General features: G+C 40.3%; 18 protein-coding genes. 10 read left to right on the forward strand and 8 right to left on the reverse strand.

Features of this window, described 5'->3' with window-relative positions; translation table 11 throughout:
• Positions 1-74 precede the first annotated feature (74 nt).
• Genes ABIB30_RS00755 through ABIB30_RS00770 form a run of 4 tightly spaced genes read left to right on the forward strand, consistent with a single transcriptional unit; the run spans position 75 to position 4,380 of the window.
• A complete protein-coding gene (locus tag ABIB30_RS00755) occupies positions 75-1,922 on the forward strand; it encodes a glycoside hydrolase family 30 beta sandwich domain-containing protein (RefSeq protein WP_354298831.1) in 1,848 nt (615 codons plus the stop codon).
• A gap of 35 nt (positions 1,923-1,957) precedes the next feature.
• Entirely contained in the window at positions 1,958-2,773 is an 816-nt protein-coding gene (locus ABIB30_RS00760; protein WP_354298832.1) for a glycoside hydrolase family 16 protein, read from the forward strand.
• Positions 2,774-2,809: 36 nt separating this feature from the next.
• Positions 2,810-3,733, forward strand: coding sequence for an outer membrane beta-barrel protein (locus ABIB30_RS00765; protein WP_354298833.1), 924 nt, complete (start codon positions 2,810-2,812; stop codon positions 3,731-3,733).
• 32 nt (positions 3,734-3,765) lie between these two features.
• Positions 3,766-4,380 carry a class I SAM-dependent methyltransferase gene (locus ABIB30_RS00770; RefSeq protein WP_354298834.1) on the forward strand — a complete coding sequence of 205 codons (615 nt, stop codon included), beginning with the start codon at positions 3,766-3,768 and terminating at the stop codon, positions 4,378-4,380.
• A 51-nt stretch (positions 4,381-4,431) separates the two neighbouring features.
• Here ABIB30_RS00770 and ABIB30_RS00775 read toward each other — a convergent pair whose 3' ends face one another.
• Positions 4,432-5,013, reverse strand: coding sequence for a hypothetical protein (locus tag ABIB30_RS00775; protein ID WP_354298835.1), 582 nt, complete (start codon positions 5,011-5,013; stop codon positions 4,432-4,434).
• A 524-nt stretch (positions 5,014-5,537) separates the two neighbouring features.
• Between ABIB30_RS00775 and ABIB30_RS00780 the strand changes: the two genes are divergently transcribed.
• Genes ABIB30_RS00780 through ABIB30_RS00795 form a run of 4 tightly spaced genes read left to right on the forward strand, consistent with a single transcriptional unit; the run spans position 5,538 to position 8,936 of the window.
• A complete protein-coding gene (locus ABIB30_RS00780; protein WP_354298836.1) occupies positions 5,538-5,903 on the forward strand; it encodes a hypothetical protein in 366 nt (121 codons plus the stop codon).
• Positions 5,904-5,907: 4 nt separating this feature from the next.
• Positions 5,908-6,984 (forward strand): hypothetical protein, encoded by a 1,077-nt coding sequence (locus ABIB30_RS00785; RefSeq protein ID WP_354298837.1) that lies wholly within the window; start codon positions 5,908-5,910, stop codon positions 6,982-6,984.
• A 31-nt stretch (positions 6,985-7,015) separates the two neighbouring features.
• Positions 7,016-7,387: a hypothetical protein gene (locus ABIB30_RS00790; protein ID WP_354298838.1), complete on the forward strand. Its 372-nt coding sequence runs from the start codon at positions 7,016-7,018 to the stop codon at positions 7,385-7,387.
• 37 nt (positions 7,388-7,424) lie between these two features.
• Entirely contained in the window at positions 7,425-8,936 is a 1,512-nt protein-coding gene (locus ABIB30_RS00795; RefSeq protein ID WP_354298839.1) for a S8 family serine peptidase, read from the forward strand.
• A 41-nt stretch (positions 8,937-8,977) separates the two neighbouring features.
• Here ABIB30_RS00795 and ABIB30_RS00800 read toward each other — a convergent pair whose 3' ends face one another.
• On the reverse strand, positions 8,978-9,214 hold the full coding sequence (locus tag ABIB30_RS00800) for a hypothetical protein (protein ID WP_354298840.1): 237 nt from the start codon (positions 9,212-9,214) through the stop codon (positions 8,978-8,980).
• A gap of 177 nt (positions 9,215-9,391) precedes the next feature.
• Between ABIB30_RS00800 and ABIB30_RS00805 the strand changes: the two genes are divergently transcribed.
• Together ABIB30_RS00805 and ABIB30_RS00810 are read left to right on the forward strand one after the other, a co-directional pair.
• Positions 9,392-9,631 (forward strand): hypothetical protein, encoded by a 240-nt coding sequence (locus tag ABIB30_RS00805; RefSeq protein ID WP_354298841.1) that lies wholly within the window; start codon positions 9,392-9,394, stop codon positions 9,629-9,631.
• A gap of 67 nt (positions 9,632-9,698) precedes the next feature.
• Complete coding sequence (locus ABIB30_RS00810; RefSeq protein WP_354298842.1) at positions 9,699-10,001, forward strand: hypothetical protein; 303 nt, start codon at positions 9,699-9,701, stop codon at positions 9,999-10,001.
• Here ABIB30_RS00810 and ABIB30_RS00815 read toward each other — a convergent pair.
• From ABIB30_RS00815 to ABIB30_RS00840, 6 genes are all read right to left on the reverse strand, one after another.
• The gene (locus tag ABIB30_RS00815; RefSeq protein WP_354298843.1) at positions 9,981-10,802 is read right to left on the reverse strand and encodes a DUF475 domain-containing protein; all 822 of its coding nucleotides are present in this window, start codon (positions 10,800-10,802) and stop codon (positions 9,981-9,983) included. The two genes, ABIB30_RS00810 and ABIB30_RS00815, sit on opposite strands and share 21 nt — an antisense overlap.
• 32 nt (positions 10,803-10,834) lie before the next feature.
• Positions 10,835-11,761 carry a hydroxypyruvate isomerase family protein gene (locus tag ABIB30_RS00820; RefSeq protein ID WP_354298844.1) on the reverse strand — a complete coding sequence of 309 codons (927 nt, stop codon included), beginning with the start codon at positions 11,759-11,761 and terminating at the stop codon, positions 10,835-10,837.
• An 85-nt stretch (positions 11,762-11,846) separates the two neighbouring features.
• Positions 11,847-12,836 carry an FAD:protein FMN transferase gene (locus ABIB30_RS00825; protein ID WP_354298845.1) on the reverse strand — a complete coding sequence of 330 codons (990 nt, stop codon included), beginning with the start codon at positions 12,834-12,836 and terminating at the stop codon, positions 11,847-11,849.
• Between the two features lie 30 nt (positions 12,837-12,866).
• Positions 12,867-14,186: a Gfo/Idh/MocA family protein gene (locus ABIB30_RS00830; protein ID WP_354298846.1), complete on the reverse strand. Its 1,320-nt coding sequence runs from the start codon at positions 14,184-14,186 to the stop codon at positions 12,867-12,869.
• A 40-nt stretch (positions 14,187-14,226) separates the two neighbouring features.
• Complete coding sequence (locus ABIB30_RS00835) at positions 14,227-15,186, reverse strand: formylglycine-generating enzyme family protein (RefSeq protein WP_354298847.1); 960 nt, start codon at positions 15,184-15,186, stop codon at positions 14,227-14,229.
• Between the two features lie 3 nt (positions 15,187-15,189).
• Entirely contained in the window at positions 15,190-17,073 is a 1,884-nt protein-coding gene (locus ABIB30_RS00840; protein ID WP_354298848.1) for a RagB/SusD family nutrient uptake outer membrane protein, read from the reverse strand.
• Between the last annotated feature and the right edge of the window lie 2 nt (positions 17,074-17,075).

The raw sequence follows: 17,075 nt of genomic DNA on the forward strand, positions 1-17,075 counted from the left end.
CTTTTTTCTCTCTCATTCGAGTCACATTTACGGGCGTTTCCTTAACCTATAACCAAATATTATCAATCTACCCTATGAACAAAAAGTTGTCTTTATTAGGCTGTGCGCTTTGCTGTGCCATCTTATTTTCCTGTAAAAAGGATCTCTCTTCCGCTGGAGCAGCGGCCGCACCAACAATTGTACGTGCCAATGAATCTGTAAGTGTCTGGGTAACAACTTCTGACAAGAGCAAGTTATTACAAACTCAGGCCAATGTGACCTTCGCTCCAGATGCCGGCACCAATCCAGCAACCATCAACATTGATGAAGCCACCTCCTATCAGGGAATTGACGGTTTTGGTTATACCCTAACCGGAGCAAGTGCTTCTTTAATCAATGGACTTGGTGCAGCGCAAAAAAACAGCTTGCTACAGGAATTATTTGCAACAACCGGATCAAACATCGGCATCAGCTATTTAAGAATTTCTATTGGTGCTTCTGATTTAAGTGCACAACCTTTTACCTACAACGACCTTCTGGCAGGCCAAACAGATAATAACCTGAATAATTTTAGTATCAGCCGGGAGATGACTGACCTGATCCCAGTTTTAAAAAGTATTCTGGTTATCAATCCTGATATTAAAATCCTGGGCTCCCCATGGACTGCTCCGGTCTGGATGAAAACAAACGGAGCTTATGTAAACGGTAGCTTAAAACCCGAATATTATGATGCATACGCCAGATATCTGGTTAAATATATTAAAGCTATGCGTGATCAGGGAATTGTTATTGATGCGATCACCCCGCAAAATGAGCCTTTAAATCCTTATAATAATCCAAGCATGGTCATGCAAGCTACTGATCAGGCTAATTTTATCAAAAACAACCTTGGACCACAATTCAGTGCAAATCAGATCAAAACTAAAATTATTGCCTATGATCACAATACAGACCGTACAGATTATCCTCTGGCAGTACTTAACGACGCTGCGGCAAATGCTTACGTGGACGGTTCTGCTTTTCACTTGTATAGTGGAAATATTAATGCGCTGAATGATGTACATAATGCTTACCCTAATAAAAATATTTATTTCACAGAGCAATGGGTTGGCGGTCCGAGTAACTTTGCCGGAGATCTGCAATGGCATGTCAATACATTGATTATTGGTGCAACAAGAAACTGGAGCCGTAATGTACTGGAATGGAATCTTGCTGCCGACCAAAATTATGGACCACATACACAAGGCGGATGCAGTACTTGTGAAGGAGCTTTAACAGTTAATGGAAGTAATGTAACCAGAAATGTATCTTATTATATTATCGCACATGCTTCTAAATTTGTAAGACCTGGGGCTGTGAGGATCGCATCAAATATTGCAGGCACAATTCAGAATGTAGCCTTTAAAAATACAGATGGCACTAAAGTAGTCATCGCTTCTAACAGTGGTTCATCAAGCAGTACCTTCAAGGTTAAATGGGGAACACAATCTTTTACCTATACATTACCTGCCGGTGCAGTAGCTACCTTTAAATGGTCAGGCGCCTCTACCGGAAATCCAGGCACTGCTCCTATTGGCCAGGTTGTAAGTTTAAGAGGCTTTAATAACCAGTTTGTAAGTGGCGAAAATGGTGATAAAGCCATGTGGTGTAACAGAGCTACCCCAGGTGACTGGGAAAAATTCACAGTTGTCGATGCAGGTGGTGGTAAAATTGCCCTGATGTCTATGAATAAATATGTTTCTTCAGAAAACGGAGCCGCTTCAGTGACTTGCAGCAGAGCGACGATCAGTGAATGGGAGAAATTCGACTGGGTAGTCAATGCAGATGGGAAGATCTCTTTCCGTGGCAATAACGGGCTGTATCTTTCTTCTGAAAACGGTGTAAATGAAATGACCTGCACCAGGCCAACTATCTCAGGATGGGAAGCTTTTAGTTTGAATTAATCAAATCCTAATAACCAAATCTAATCCTATCACCTATGAAAACAATTAATTTAATGCTGTGCCTGATTGCGGGCGCACAGCTTTTGAGCTCTTGTAAAAAGGATGTCAATGCATCCTCGGAGAATTCTTCTGCCAATACTGATCCTCGTGCAGTAAGTTATCAGCTATTATGGTCTGATGAATTTGACGGAAATTCGGTAAACCAGGCAAACTGGACTTTTGAAACCGGTGCTGGCGGCTGGGGAAATAATGAAAAGCAATATTACCAACCAGATAATGCGACTGTAAGTGGTGGCAACCTGATTATCACGGCTAAGAAACAAAGTGTTGGCGGAGCACCTTATACTTCTGCAAGAATGATTACAAGGGGCAAAAAGGAATACACTTATGGCAGGTTTGAGGCCAGAATCAAATTACCTCAGGGACAAGGACAATGGCCTGCATTCTGGATGCTTGGCTCAAATATCGGTAGCGTAGGATGGCCAAAATGTGGCGAAATCGACATCATGGAAAATGTAAATACGAATTCACAAGTATTGGGTACAATGCACTGGTTTGATCAGGCTTATGCGTATTATGGAGGTAACACAAATACTACCCCTCAGAATTACCATGTTTACCGTGTAGACTGGACTCCTACTGCGATTACCTGGTATGTAGATGACGTACAGTTTCATGTAGGAAACATTGCCAATAGTATTAATGGTACTGACGAATTTCACCGTCCGTTTTTCTTACTGTTAAATATGGCTGTTGGTGGTAATCTTCCGGGACAAACCATTGACGAGAGCAGATTACCTGCAAAAATGTATGTAGATTACGTGAGGGTTTACAAAATTGTAGGTTCATAATTTTTAAAAAGGGTCCTCAGCTTAGCTATATATACTATGAGATTTTACTTGTTTCTCGTCCTGTTCGCTATTGCGCTTTCTGCCAGGTCGCAATCAACTGCTGTTTATTCAAAAAGCGGTGATGAAAAATGCAATGTGGAATTCAATGTTTATGGTGCTTACAGCGTACAGGATTTTGACTGGTCGATCGCTGGCAATAGTATGGGACAAAATCCCAATATATTATCAGAGGTCAAATGGAAAAATATAAAAGGCCCGGGTATGGGACTGGATATTCGTTTGAATATCTGGTCTCCTATCTTTTTGAAAGTAAGCTATCAAAGTAGTTTTATTAAAAGCGGTAAGGTATCTGATACAGACTATGCTTCCGATAACAGAACTAATACCAGTTACCACGCTGATTTAAATAGCAACGAAGGCTTTACCTATACTTATGCAGTAGCTGGCGGTTATGAATTTAAAATTAACCCTTTTCTCAAACTCAGCCCATTTGCAGGTTATCTGAAAGACGCACAGCATTTACACCTCAAAGACTTCAACGAAGAAAGTGATCCAGCTGTTAAAACTTTAAACAGTACTTACCAGGCTAACTGGACAGGCCCGATGATCGGTATAGAAGCTGATTTCCGGCTTAGCAATCAGCTTTCACTCCGTGGAATGGTTAATTATAAACAGCTTAAATATAAAGCAACTGCCGATTGGAATCTAATTGACTCATTCGAACACCCGGTAAGCTTCCGGCATACCGCTAACGGTTATGGAACAGACGGTCTTTTGCAACTAAATTTTCGATTCACTTCTATTTTGTCTGTTTTTGCAAGAGGTAATTATAGTTACGCTAATACCGGTAAAGGTACTGATGAGTTGTTTTTGATAGACGGTAAAGTTGTTCAATCTCAATTTAACAGCGCTAAAAGGCATGGAGCTGGTTTAGCTGCGGGTATTGGTTTAAATCTGTAAATTGACGTATATTTCAAAAATAATATACAGCAATGACATCATCTTCTCTGCAGCATCTTTATGGTAACATAGATATTTATCTCTTTGATCAGTTATTGAAAGGGCATTATAACTATTGTCAAAAAGTAATAGATGTGGGCTGTGGCGGCGGACGTAACCTGGTTTACTTTTTCAATAACGGCTTTGAAGTATACGGAATAGACCCCAACCCTGCCGCTATAAATACTGTTAAAGCCTTAGCTGAGAGTCTTGCACCAACGAATCCTTTAATTAATTTCAGGGTTTCCAGTGCAGAAGATATGCCTTTTGGTGAAGAATATTTCGACCTGCTGATATGCAGCGCTGTGCTGCATTTTGCCAAAAATGAAATGCACTTTAAAGAGATGTTGCTGGCGATGTGGAAGGTCATTAAGCCAGGCGGTTTCTTTTTTGCCAGATTAGCTTCTGATATCGGAATAGAAGAGCTGATTTGTCCTTTAGGCAATGGCCGGTACTTGTTACCAGACGGAACAGAACGTTTTTTGGTAAATGAACAGACTTTACTGGACTATACAAGAGAGCTCAACGGATATTTGTATGAACCTGTTAAAACTACAAATGTTCAGAACCTGCGCTGCATGACTACCTGGTGCCTGCAAAAACTATAAACAAAAAGCCCCGTTGCTTTCACAACAGGGCTTCTTATCATAGGGTTTAAACTATTTTACGTCACCTTTAACTTTGTTGATTGAACGCTGACCTGGCAGATAAATCTGGAAGCCAAAAGACAAACCAAGGTTGTTTTGGTAACCTGTATTTCCAAATCCTGCTGTCGCATTGTATTTTAACAAGGTTTCTAAACCAATGTTAGGTGTAATGAAATAAGCAAAACCAGGGCCGAAACTGAATGCTAAACCATTCGTGTTAGCACCACCTTTACTTGTGTTTGTACCACCAAAACCAACAGTAGCCTCTCCAAAGAAACGACCATGTTTAAGTACTTCAGTGTCTGAACCAGCATAATAACGACCTAAACCACCAAAACCGTAGTTTGTTGTAGTCGGGCCATCCTTAACGGTTTTTAATCCTAAATTCACGTAACCACCTAAGGCTACATTATCCTGAATAAACCATGCTGCTTTCGGCGTAATGTCTAAACTAAAGTTTTTAGAACCATTCAGATCTAAGCCTAAATTAGCCAGATTACCACCAACCATTACGTTACCTTTTTGGATTTGTGCATTTGCAGACAAGCCAACTCCTAAGATTGCAGTTAGCAGGCATAAAGTAAATTTTTTCATAAGATATTTGTTTTAAACTGTTAAAATTTATCAGGCTATTCTTGCCTGAATACCCTAAAAACCCAATGATTAGCGAAATGTTTTAATTTATTTGATTTTTTAACAATTGTTTATAAACCTGCGCTACAGTATGATGTGCTTATTTATCGTGGTATAACTACAGGTTTAATTTATATTTATTTTTTAGCTGAAAATTAACCCCTAACGATTGAATACCATAATAATAAGCAGCTTTAAACTCAAATTATAATAAGATGAGTTACAATATTTATAATAATTATTGTTTTCGTCGCTATTTTTAAGTATATATTTTCTTTTGCTTCGTTTAATTCGCCGCGAATTCGCTCCTTTAGTTGATTTCAAGAAAAGTTTTAGCCTTGCTAATATGATTTTTCATTAAATGTTCTTTTTTGCTTTAAAAACATGTGTATAACCTGTCAATTTGGTGGAGAAAATTATTTCTAATTAGTGTAATTAATATTTATAAATCCTTATCTTGATACTGACTACTAACAACTTACTCTATGAAATTTTTCAAGCTTTCTCCTACTGCCAAGGGCAAATCGGGGAAAATTGTTGCTGTAACTTACAGTCTGAAAAAGTCTTCCAATGTAGTATTTCTTGAAAATGGTTTCCATATCGGCTATACCAATATTGACCTGGCTCGAGATCAGGACAGCGACCCTGCTAGTTTTTCCACCAAAGGTTCTCAAAAGTACTTATGTCTCCTTGAAGAGGGTGGCTTGCAGATTACCCTATATGCGGGCGGCCTGTCTGGTGATTTCTGGACTTTAGACATTCTGGTTGATGGTGTACCGCTGGCCTCAAATACAATCAAAGTGTATACAAACGCAAAAGGGAATCTTGATTATAATAAACTTACGAAATAACGCTATGAAAACGCTTTATCTGCTGTTACTGTTAAGTATAGTCCTGTCTGGCAGGGCTGGCGCGCAAATTATTGCTGAAGATGCAAAAGGGGAATCTGCTATCATCACTAAAAATTCGAATGTTTCATTTAACCTGAACGAAGCAGCTTTAGCTGCTTCATGGAATAATTTCAGGAAACTGGCTATAGAAAAACCTTCACAAATTATTTGGGGCTTGTCTGCCAGTGGAAATAACAGAGAAGGCATAGCTGATCTTTTTAATGGCGGTAAACTGACACCACAATCTAAAGTTGGTGTTTTTATTGGATTAAGAAAAAGCTATCAGACTACTGTGCTTGAATTGTTACAAAGGATTAAAGAAATTGAAGACGCAAACCCTGATAAAAATGAGACAGCCATTAATGCCATTAAGCTATTAAATCAACAAATCCAGGCTGACAGGGAAACCAGGCATACCCAATCTCTGACCACTTATATCAATGCAGGTCTGAATGCAGATAATTTCAGGTTATATAAACCAGAAGATGCCCCTTCCCTGTCCAAACGATTTGAAAAGGTCAGCTTCAGAGGTGGTTTTGTAGATATAGGCTTAAATTATGAGTATGCACCACGCTGGGTATTTGGTATTGCTTTAGGTTATGAGCGCTATAATAATCTTGATTCTTTAGCCCTGACCAGTTACACACTGAAAAACACGACTACAGCGAATAATTCAGAGCTGTCAACAGAAACTAAGCTCAGTGCTTACGAAGGTGGCTATATGGCTTATAACAGGGTAAATATAAAAACTGATGCACTGTATTACGGCCGGGTCAGCGACGATTACCGGTTGGTTTGGAATACTTTGTATACACGGATCATTTTGCCCTTGCAGGAGAAGGAGATTAATAAGGTCTTCCAGGCGGGTACCGCAATCAATTTTTATAAAAGTGAAGGCAAATTTGCAGGCGGCCTTTACTTGCAGTCAAATGATGTGTTTAACAACCTCCACAGTACAGACCAGTTCCATGAACGGCTCTCCTTTGGTATCGTTGCTAAATATTCTTTCAGCTCAATTATGTCCAGAGATTTCGCGAAATAGAAACTTAATGTTTTATTTAATCCTTATCGCTATGCAAGAGTTACATGCTACAGGTATTCCCGGAGATTTTTTCACCACTGCCAGTCTGAGTACTTTAGCAGGTGCTACCGGTGCAGTTTATATTATTTGCAGTACAATCCAGAAAGTATTCGATTTTAATCCGAAATGGCTTGCATTGCTGGTCTCTATTCTGATTTCCTTTGCGGCTGCGCTATTAACACGGTCTGCCGGAAATGAGATTTCCAGGTATTTTATTGCCTTGCTAAATGGTTTTCTGATTTATGCAACTGCAACTGGTACAAACCAGGTATTAGGCACAAAAGCTGATCCTCCTGCCGCGGCTAAGGCTGGTTTCAGACAAACCATCAAAACGAAAAGACGCTTCAATGCCACCTGGTGGTAAATATTACTTCTTCAACTAATTTTAAATCCTCTTGCTTATGAAAAAGAACAATTTTGCTTCGAAAAACTACATTCTGCTCCCCGTCTTTCGTACCAATATTACCAAACAAGACAGCCCAAATGTAGCCAGGTTTCTGACCATGCTCAGTAATTCTGTTGAACATTCTTCCACAGTTAGTCTGGCCAGCAGAAATATGCACCAAAAATCAAGTGATGACATTCCTGTTGTCGTATTGGATTCTATTGAAAAACAAGGCGCGAAGCTGATCAGAATCAATGCTGATGAGCTGGCTAATTTCCGTTTCTCCTACCCTGGATTAAGGATTATTGAAGAGAAATTCTATAATCCTGCAGTTTGTTCACCGAAAAGAATACTGATCCAGATTGAGCAGGCTGGAATAAAAACTGCAGTTGCCGTAACGATTAAAGATCCCGAAGGCAAAGGTATTCCGAATGCTACAGTGGTCCTTTTTACAGATTTTGCAGCGAGTAAAGGAGCTTCCGGAGTCACGAGTACACAGGGAACTATCTCTTTAAATCTGGATAAGAGCATTGCGGAACGGGTTTATATTTATGCAGACCATAGCTATTGGGGTTATTTTAAAAAAGATGTGCAGCTGGGTGCCACCCTTGACATTCAGCTTGTACCCATCAAGCTAGACTTCAAAGATAGCCTGAGATATTTTTATGATACCGCCAAGCTGCCTAAACTCAAACAAAAAGTCCGTGTTGGAATTATTGATACTGGTGTTGGCCCTCATCATGAATTGAAAGTTACAGGAGGTAAAAACCTGGTCAGGGGCGAAAAAGAAACTGACTACCAGGATAATGGTGAAGGTCATGGTACCCATGTGGGCGGAATAATTGGCGCTTACGGTGGTTTGAATGGTGTTGCCGCTGGAGTAGAAATTATGAGTTACCGTGTTTTCCCGAAAGGAAGCGGTGCTTCGAATTTTGACATCATGAAAGCAATCAATGAAGCCATAACAGACCAATGTGACCTGATTAATATGAGCCTTGGAGAATCACAGGTTGATGAAGGAATTACAAGTTATATTAAAGAAGCTTATAATGCCGGAATTGTGTGTTTTGCGGCAAATGGAAATGACAACAGAAGTCCGGTAAGCTTCCCGGCCAATGACAGTCTTTGTATAGCGGTTTCTGCGATGGGCAGGCTCAATACCTTTCCAACAGATAGTGTAGAAAGCGGCTCAGTACAAGAGTCTTACGGTACAGATGTAGCTAATTTTATAGCTGATTTTTCCAATATTGGCCCTGAAACTGATTTGACTGCGCCTGGAGTTGGAATCATTTCTACCTATCCGAACGACTTATATGCAGTGATGGATGGAACCAGTATGGCTTGTCCTGCGGCAACAGGTATGGCAGCGAGGATACTGGCTGGTAATCCTGACCTGCTTAATTTACCAAGAAATCAAACCAGAGCAGATGAAATGGTGAAATACCTTTCTGTCAATATCAAAGCGCTGGGGTTTGGAAACCTCTACGAAGGCAAAGGTATGTTACAGCCACCAGCAGCTACAAAATAATTAAATAGGGATCACTTTATGAGTTCTGGAGTGGTCCCTGTTTAACAAGTGAATTCGTCAGTCCTTCTAATGAAATCGCCAATCTCTAAGGCTAGTCTTTGTGTTAGCAATGTGGTTCCGCTCCAGACTAAATCTTCTTCTTTCGTTTCTTTCAGTAAGCACCCCACTAATCTACCATTGGTAAACACCTGGTAAAGTGGTACAACTGCCGTTGCATTGTTAATCGTTAATGTAATTTTCATTTCATTGACGTTTGCGATATAGGTGTATTTTTGCATGATACTAAAGTATCTGTTAGCCGCCATCCCATCAATAGGTGTAAATTACGGTTTTATCGTACGTATAAATACTTAAACGTGGTGAAAATACGTAAGTGGCCAATTACCACATAAAAATTTCAGTATACTTTTTAATCAATATTTTGATTAAATTTATGAAAACGTTATGCCTCAAAAATGAATTTCATCATCAAATATCATGGGATTGAAGAGCCGGACCTGGAAAAGGTATGCTCAATTCTGGAGACTCACCATGTCCAGATACTGGATAATAGCCTGTGGCCTGAAACAGCTCTGGTCAATATGGAAGAATCTACACTGGGAATCTTGCAGCAAGCCCTGGACGAGTGGAACATCTATCCAGAACAGGAATATCAAGTTCCTTCTCCCCGGAAAAAAATCAGGAAATCACATTAATATTACGTCTTTAGTTGTCAGGATAGTTATTTAATTATTTATATTTAAGCATCTATCTCGCTCTATTATGAAAACCCTGAAAATTTTAAGGCTTTTGCTTACTTCGTACCTCGGCTTAATGGCCACCACTTTGATCCTCTTTTTAATTGGTATAATAGCTTATCAATTTATGGGTGTAGAATTCCAGCCTGTAATTATCTGGTTCAAAGTCATTACACTCGGAATAGTTGGCTATTATCTTAGCAATTATAAAAAGAAAGAATTTTACTACTACCGTGATCTGGGATTATCCAGAAGATTCATCTGGGTGTGTACCTTTACTTTTGATTTAAGCTTATTTGTTGCCTTGCTAATCCTGATCAAAAGCTGATTTTCCTTCTTCTTTTTCAATTTCTTCATGTGTTTTACTCTTCTTAGGGAAGTTAAACAATAGTGAGGAGGCAATGGGCAACACAAAAATGGCTACTGTAAAGATAGACACAAAAAGGTCTGTTTTTTCACTCTCTATTAAATGTGTGATTGATGATTCAGGGAAAAAATGTGTCAAAAGTGATGAGGTAAGTTTAATACCCAGCACACCAATTACAGTAAAAGCAGCAGTTTCAAGAAAAGTGAATTTTTCCATTAATCTGACAAATGCCTGTGCCACAAAGCGCATGGCTAAAATCCCAATAAATACACCAATATAAATCAGGTAAATGTGATCGGTAAAAGCGACAGCTGCAAATACATTGTCAATCGAAAATGCTAAATCCATGACCTCAACCAGCGCAACTGTTGCCCAGAATGTTCCAACCAAACCGACTGTGTTTTTGTAAAACCAGCTTTTTGATTTATCAATCTGTTCTTCCAGATGCGCATTATTTTTCGCTTTTCTCTTTCTGAAAAAATCAAAAGCAAGATACAATAAGTATAGCCCTCCCAATGGTTTTAACCACCAGATCTTAACTAACCAGGCGGCAAGAAATAAACAAATTCCACGAAATACATAAGCACCGATAATTCCATATTTCAAGGCTCTTTTACGTTGATCTTTGGGTAAATCCATGACCATGGTGGCTAACACTGCAGCATTATCCACCGAGAGCAAGCTTTCTATGACAATCAGGTTTAAAATAATCAGTAATCCAGCTTTAATATCCGGCCCCAGAATCGTGTGTAAAAAATCCATAGGCCAAACTTACTTTAAAACCTGAACATTTCCTACAGGAAGCTATCCGCCTCTCTATAGGCCTGAATAACACGCAACTCCCCTTCTTTGCCTTTTATTGAATTGCCATGCTCCATACCCATCACTCCTTTATATCCTTTTTGATGCAGGTGCTTAAATAAATTTTTGTAGTTAATTTCACCAGTTCCGGGTTCATTTCTTCCTGGATTATCACCAATCTGCAGGTAGGCAATCTCTTCCCAGCAGCGGTCTATATTGATCATCAGATTTCCCTCTGTCCGTTGCATATGGTAGATATCGAAAAGTATTTTGCAGGATGGACTATTGACTGCCTTACAAACATTAAAAGTCTCATGTGTCTGCTGCAGAAATAGTTCTGGTGTGTCACTTAAAGTTTCCAATACCATAATCAGGCCATGTGGCTCAAAAATCGCTGCACCTGCGCGCATGGCATCTACTACGTTTGCCATTTGAATTCCGTAAGGAAGTTTACGTTCATAGAATCCAGGGACTACAGTTACCCATTTCGCATTGCAGCGTTTTGCAGCTTCGACAGAACGGTGGCAAGTCTCTATAAATTTATCCTTGAATTCTTTTTTACCAGTGGTTAGCGATGTTTTCCAGTTATCGCCTCCATCCACTACGAATACACCCATTCTCATCCCAAGTTTAGCGAGTAAATCACCAATTTTTGTTTGTTCTGCCAAGGGTCTGCCTAAAAAACCGTTGTCTTCAATGGACCTGAACCCCTGGTCGTACATGTACTGAATCTGATCCAGAAAGCTTTTACCAGCATGCTGGGCAAACATGCCTTGATGTGGCGCATAATCCAGGTTAAATGTTTTTCCAGTAAGCATCTGCACTTTTTCTGAAGAGCCAGCTACCGCGGTCACGGAAGAACCTGCAATCAGCGCACCCGTTGCAATTGCACTATTTCTTAAAAATTCTATTCTGTTCATATTAAAATGGTTAAGCTATTTTATATTGTGTTTTTGTTGCTATGTGAACTGTTATGTTTTATACCGATTCATATAGCTATTGCTGTTAATTTACGATCATTTTCTTAAATCCGGCAGTCAGCGTGTCTGTAACGGTTCCATCTTTGCGGTGATAGATTAAATAAGCTTCCATATTTTTCTTCGAACTCACAAAGGCCAACGCCTGTTCTACGGACATTGCCATAACCGCATTGTCATACCCATCAGCAGTTAAAGCATCTTTGGCAAAAATAGTCACACTGATCAATTGATTATCCAGCGGATAGCCTGTTTTCGGATTAATCAAATGAGAGATCTTTTTTCCACCAGCCTGTAAATACTTCCGGTAATTTCCAGAAGTTGTTACTGCACCTTCCTTAAAACTAATGACATGCCTGAGCTGGGGTTCTGACTGCTCATTCAATGCTGGTCCTTCAATACCGACCCGCAGTGCAGTTCCATCAGGTTTTGGCCCCCTCATCCTGATCTCACCGCCTATTTCTACCACAAAACACCGGATACCCTTATACAGCAAGTAATCCGCGACCACATCTACACTATAGCCCTGTGCTATTCCATTGAGATCAATCTGTACACCCGGCTGCTTTTTAAATAGCTTATTCCCCTGAACTCCGAGCAAATTCATTCCCACATTTTTCAGCAACTCCTTAATCCTGGCGCTATCCGGGAACACAGCAATTGGTTTTGGCCCAAAACCCCAGGCCTGAACCAGCGGGGCTACAGTAATGTCAAATTTGCCATCAGTAGCCTTATAAATCTCAAATGATTTATTGATCACGCGCAGAAAATGAGTATCTATACTTAAAGTTTTAATAGAGTTATTAAACTTAGTAATCAAAGAATAAGGCTGGTATAAAGACATTGATGAATCTATTTTTAACAAGATGCTATCCACTTCATCTCCACTCACTATAGGAGCTTCAGCAAAATATTTAATGGAATAATCAGTTCCCTGAGCGTAACCATGTAAAGTGTATTGCTGTTGTTCCTTCTTTTGTACAAAGAAGGAAAGCAACAGCAATACAACGATCACCATAGTTTTATGGATAAAAACCACTGCTTATAATTAAATTACCTTGGTTTTTCCAGGCGTTGGAATTGGATATAATCCATTCTCATCAGGCATCAATTTAGGATTAGCCTTCCAGTTGAGTTCAGCCGGGAAAAGACTATTATCTGCTTTCAAAGCATCGTCCCATTTGATGGTCTGACCAGAATAAGTAGCATACCTGCCTATAATTGAAGTAAAGCAGCTTTTAGCTCCGCGTTCTGCATCACTGAACTTAAACTCTCCTTTAGCGATTGCGGCAAATAATTCATCATGTTCGGTCTGATAAGGATTTTTATTTCCTTTAGTCGGATGACTGAATATTTCTTTCCCTTTATGATCCCATAATACCCCATGATTTCCTGCCGATAAATATGTGCGGCCTTTAGTGCCCTGGAAAGTTTCATCCACCCGGTTCTCAGTTCCTTCAAAGTGGCGGCACTGGCTATAAATCACAGCTCCATCCGCATAAGTTAGTTCTACTGCATGGTTATCATAAATTTCCCCATAATCTTTCCCTGTTCTCCAGGCACGGCTGCCGGTCCCCTGCACAGAAACAGGATAAGCACCCTTTACCCAGTTGGCAATGTCAATATTATGCACATGCTGCTCTACAATATGGTCTCCGCAAAGCCAGTTGAAATAATACCAGTTCCGCATCTGATATTCCATTTCAGTTTGCTGAGGCTCACGTTTCTTAACCCAAACCCCACCACTATTCCAATATACCTGTCCGCTATAAATTTCACCTATCGCCCCATCTTGTATCCTTTTCATCGTTTCTCTGTAATTGGCCTGGTATCTGCGCTGCAAACCTACCACGACATTCAGTTTTTTCTGTTTGGCAATCTCTGCTGCTGCCAGTACTCTGCGGATTCCCGGTGAATCCACTGCTACAGGTTTTTCCATAAATACATGTTTCCCCTGTTTAACCGCTTCTTCAAAGTGTCCAGGTCTGAATCCCGGAGGCGTCACCAATAAAACTACATCTGCCAGGGCAATAGCCTGTTTATAAGCATCAAATCCTATAAAACGACGTTCTTTAGGGACATCGACTTTGTCTTTAAATTTATCAAAAAGGACTTTGTAACTATTGTCCATTCTATCCTGGAAAGCATCGGCCATAGCCACCAGCTTCACATTCTGAGTCGTGCTCAAAGCCTGGAAAGCTGCGCCAGTTCCACGATCTCCGCAACCGATCAAAGCAATCTTAATCGTATCATCAGTTGAAGTGTGTCCGCCTGCAAAAGTGAATTGATTTAACAATACACCTCCGGCAATCAGTGCCGAGGACTTTAAAAATTCACGGCGTTTTTCACGCAATTCTTCATTGTTCATAGTAAAATCTTTTTAGGTTCTATTTGGTTGTTCATTGTGTTTAATAATCGGCAATCACAGGTTGATCGTAATAAGCTGTGATTTCAGCTTTGGCAGGTGTCTTTACAGGTCTGACTAAGCGCATTCCAATAAATGGAGCTTCAGGAAACCACCAGTTGCTTTTTGGGATCTGAGGATCAAGTTGTTTCCAAACCGGGTCTGAAGCCAGTCTTACTGCTGAACGTAAATCTAACGGGGTATCCTCATAAGAACCTCCGCGAATCACATGCGCATATAATTTTGACGGAGCAGCTACAGGATTAACCGCAACTCCATTTTGCTGCGCCGCATAAAAATCGGCCGCATACTGATCATATGTCCATTCAGCTACATTTCCATATAAATCAAACAAGCCCCACGGATTTGGTTTCTTCTGTCCGACAGCATGAGTTTTACCCCCGCTATTTTCCTTAAACCAGCCGTAATCACTCAATCCGGCAGCAGTTTCCCCGAAAGTATATTCAGTAGTACTCCCCGCTCTGCAAGCATACTCCCATTCGGCCTCTGTAGGTAAGCGATAAAACACCCCTGTTCTGGCATATAACCATTTACAATACTGTATCGCATTGTAATGTGTCATTGCCAGTGCAGGATGATTTTCCTTTCCCATTCCAAAAGTCATATCCAGATAAGGCTTGGTGGGCCTGGTTACCGCATCTACATTTGCAGGTACAGGCCCCGTACTATGAGAAGTCTCATAATCCTTATACAAAAAAGGCTCATACAAATCCCAGGTCAGCTCAAAAGTTGCCATCCAGAAAGCATCCAGTTTTACCCGGTGTAAAGGCAGTTCATCTGCTTTTCCCTTTTTACTTCCCATCAGGAATTCTCCCGCGGGGATAGCCTGCATGGTGAAACTTAGTTTGGTGCCTTCAATTTGCTGGGTATAAGATTTCTCTTGCGCAAAAGAAAAAAATGCACTCAGCAGCAATGGAACTGTAAATAATACTTTAACGCTCATAATTTAATAGCCGGGGTTTTGTTTTAACTCTTTATTTTTAAAAACTTCATCACGTTCAAATGGTCTGAAATATATTTTTTCTGCCCATTTACGGTTCTCCTGAGCAGTTTCAACAGTTGGCGTATAGGTATAGTCGTAAACTGAAGGATCGTAATGATAAGGCGCAGACATGGTTTGCCCGGATTTGAACTTACCTGTAACTTTGATATAAGTAGGCTGTCTGCCTAATGTTTCTTCGGCAATCATCCAGCGGCGTGTATCATGATAACGCTGTTCTTCATAAGCCATTTCCACTCTGCGTTCGTGGCGGTAAATATCCCTTAACTCAGTTGGTGAACTTGAGCTGACAGCCGGCATACCAGCTCTGAACCTGATTCTGTTCAACCAAACAATAGCCTGGTCAGTCTGTCCTAATTCAATACTGGCTTCAATATAATTTAGCACTGCTTCTGTATACCTGAAAAAAGGCCATGGCACAAATTGCGGCATTGAAGCATCCACAATAGCAGGATCCGGATCAGTAAATTTCTGCATATAATAGCCGGTCCAGCTTCCATTCCAGTTTTCAATAGAACTTCCGCGGGTATCCAAACCTTTAAAATTAATCACATTGCTACCCTCTTTCAAATCATATTCACCAGTCTGAATCTGATTCGCAGGATCGACATTTCCAGAAACTTTATCCCTTGGCTTCCATTCGGCACCATCATATAATATAGTAGCATAAAAACGTGGATCACGATTTTGATAAGGCGCACTCTTTTGCGTTGTATTTGCCCAGCTGAATTTAGTCCCGTCTGTCATTTCGTAATCATCCACCATTAAACCAATGGGTGTATTACCTGCCCAGTTATGATAGCCATTCGGACCATTCGCACGTGCATAGCGGTTATCACTCCGGTCAATAAAATACCGCGCAAATATCAGTTCTGAACTTGCTGAAGCATCTATACCCGGTGCTTTACTTTCTCCGCCCATGGCAATGCTTTTATAATTACTGATACCGTCTTTCACAGATGATTTTTCGCTGAAAGACAGTTTGTAACCTGTACCTGCATCTATTACAGCTTTAGCTGCATCCTGCGCTGCTTTCCAACGCTGCATCCGGTCTCCTGTCAGATATCCAAGAAATTCCGGATTGGCATAGCCTGAAATAACCCCTTTAGATTTTGATCTGGCAGTCGGTGAATCATGTAAATCACTTGCTGCATATAAAAGTACCCTTGACTTTAACGCCATTGCGGCTAAAGCAGAAGTTCTTCCCTTTTGCGTAGACTTTCCCGTTAACTCCTTAATTGCATCATCACAATCTTTGACCATAAAATTCACACACTCTTCATAAGTTGCCCGTTTCGCTGCATAGTCCTCATTTAGCGCATAAACTTTAGTAATCAATGGTACACTACCATAAAAACGTGTCAGTTGATGATAAAAATAAGCTCTTAAAAAGTGTGCTTCACCCAATAACTGGTCTTTCACATTTTTATCTGTAATCCCATTATCGGCTCCTGATAATTTTTCGATCGTGATATTACAAGACCTGATCCGGTTATACATTTTGTTATAAGCCCAGGTATCATCCACCCAACCTAAAGTTGTCGGATTAATAATTCCGGCATTCACCAAATCAATTCCCCTGTTTGGGTGTGTAAATAAAGATTCATCAGTCACAGAAGACAACATTTGTTCTGGAAAACCGCCATTGCCTAAGCCATTGTAAATTTCTGTCACAAAGGCTTGTGCCAGCGCCGGATCTTTCCAGATCAGTTCCGAAGGTATTTGAGTAGGCGGAGTTACGGTCAGGAAATCTTTTTTACATCCGCAGGAAAAAGAGACCAGCAATGCGGTGGTTAGTAATATATAAGTGTTTTTGAATATCTGGTTCATAT

Origin of the sequence: Pedobacter sp. UYP1, from assembly GCF_040547305.1 — a bacterium.
Taxonomy (GTDB): domain Bacteria; phylum Bacteroidota; class Bacteroidia; order Sphingobacteriales; family Sphingobacteriaceae; genus Pedobacter.

What these genes read in the sequence shown, in the direction of transcription:
- ABIB30_RS00755 (WP_354298831.1), top strand. Translation starts at nt 75, where the DNA reads ATGAACAAAAAGTTGTCTTTATTAGGCTGTGCGCTTTGCTGTGCCATC.
- ABIB30_RS00760 (WP_354298832.1), top strand. Translation starts at nt 1,958, where the DNA reads ATGAAAACAATTAATTTAATGCTGTGCCTGATTGCGGGCGCACAGCTT.
- ABIB30_RS00765 (WP_354298833.1), top strand. Translation starts at nt 2,810, where the DNA reads ATGAGATTTTACTTGTTTCTCGTCCTGTTCGCTATTGCGCTTTCTGCC.
- ABIB30_RS00770 (WP_354298834.1), top strand. Translation starts at nt 3,766, where the DNA reads ATGACATCATCTTCTCTGCAGCATCTTTATGGTAACATAGATATTTAT.
- ABIB30_RS00775 (WP_354298835.1), bottom strand. Translation starts at nt 5,013, where the DNA reads ATGAAAAAATTTACTTTATGCCTGCTAACTGCAATCTTAGGAGTTGGC.
- ABIB30_RS00780 (WP_354298836.1), top strand. Translation starts at nt 5,538, where the DNA reads ATGAAATTTTTCAAGCTTTCTCCTACTGCCAAGGGCAAATCGGGGAAA.
- ABIB30_RS00785 (WP_354298837.1), top strand. Translation starts at nt 5,908, where the DNA reads ATGAAAACGCTTTATCTGCTGTTACTGTTAAGTATAGTCCTGTCTGGC.
- ABIB30_RS00790 (WP_354298838.1), top strand. Translation starts at nt 7,016, where the DNA reads ATGCAAGAGTTACATGCTACAGGTATTCCCGGAGATTTTTTCACCACT.
- ABIB30_RS00795 (WP_354298839.1), top strand. Translation starts at nt 7,425, where the DNA reads ATGAAAAAGAACAATTTTGCTTCGAAAAACTACATTCTGCTCCCCGTC.
- ABIB30_RS00800 (WP_354298840.1), bottom strand. Translation starts at nt 9,214, where the DNA reads ATGCAAAAATACACCTATATCGCAAACGTCAATGAAATGAAAATTACA.
- ABIB30_RS00805 (WP_354298841.1), top strand. Translation starts at nt 9,392, where the DNA reads ATGAATTTCATCATCAAATATCATGGGATTGAAGAGCCGGACCTGGAA.
- ABIB30_RS00810 (WP_354298842.1), top strand. Translation starts at nt 9,699, where the DNA reads ATGAAAACCCTGAAAATTTTAAGGCTTTTGCTTACTTCGTACCTCGGC.
- ABIB30_RS00815 (WP_354298843.1), bottom strand. Translation starts at nt 10,802, where the DNA reads ATGGATTTTTTACACACGATTCTGGGGCCGGATATTAAAGCTGGATTA.
- ABIB30_RS00820 (WP_354298844.1), bottom strand. Translation starts at nt 11,761, where the DNA reads ATGAACAGAATAGAATTTTTAAGAAATAGTGCAATTGCAACGGGTGCG.
- ABIB30_RS00825 (WP_354298845.1), bottom strand. Translation starts at nt 12,836, where the DNA reads ATGGTGATCGTTGTATTGCTGTTGCTTTCCTTCTTTGTACAAAAGAAG.
- ABIB30_RS00830 (WP_354298846.1), bottom strand. Translation starts at nt 14,186, where the DNA reads ATGAACAATGAAGAATTGCGTGAAAAACGCCGTGAATTTTTAAAGTCC.
- ABIB30_RS00835 (WP_354298847.1), bottom strand. Translation starts at nt 15,186, where the DNA reads ATGAGCGTTAAAGTATTATTTACAGTTCCATTGCTGCTGAGTGCATTT.
- ABIB30_RS00840 (WP_354298848.1), bottom strand. Translation starts at nt 17,073, where the DNA reads ATGAACCAGATATTCAAAAACACTTATATATTACTAACCACCGCATTG.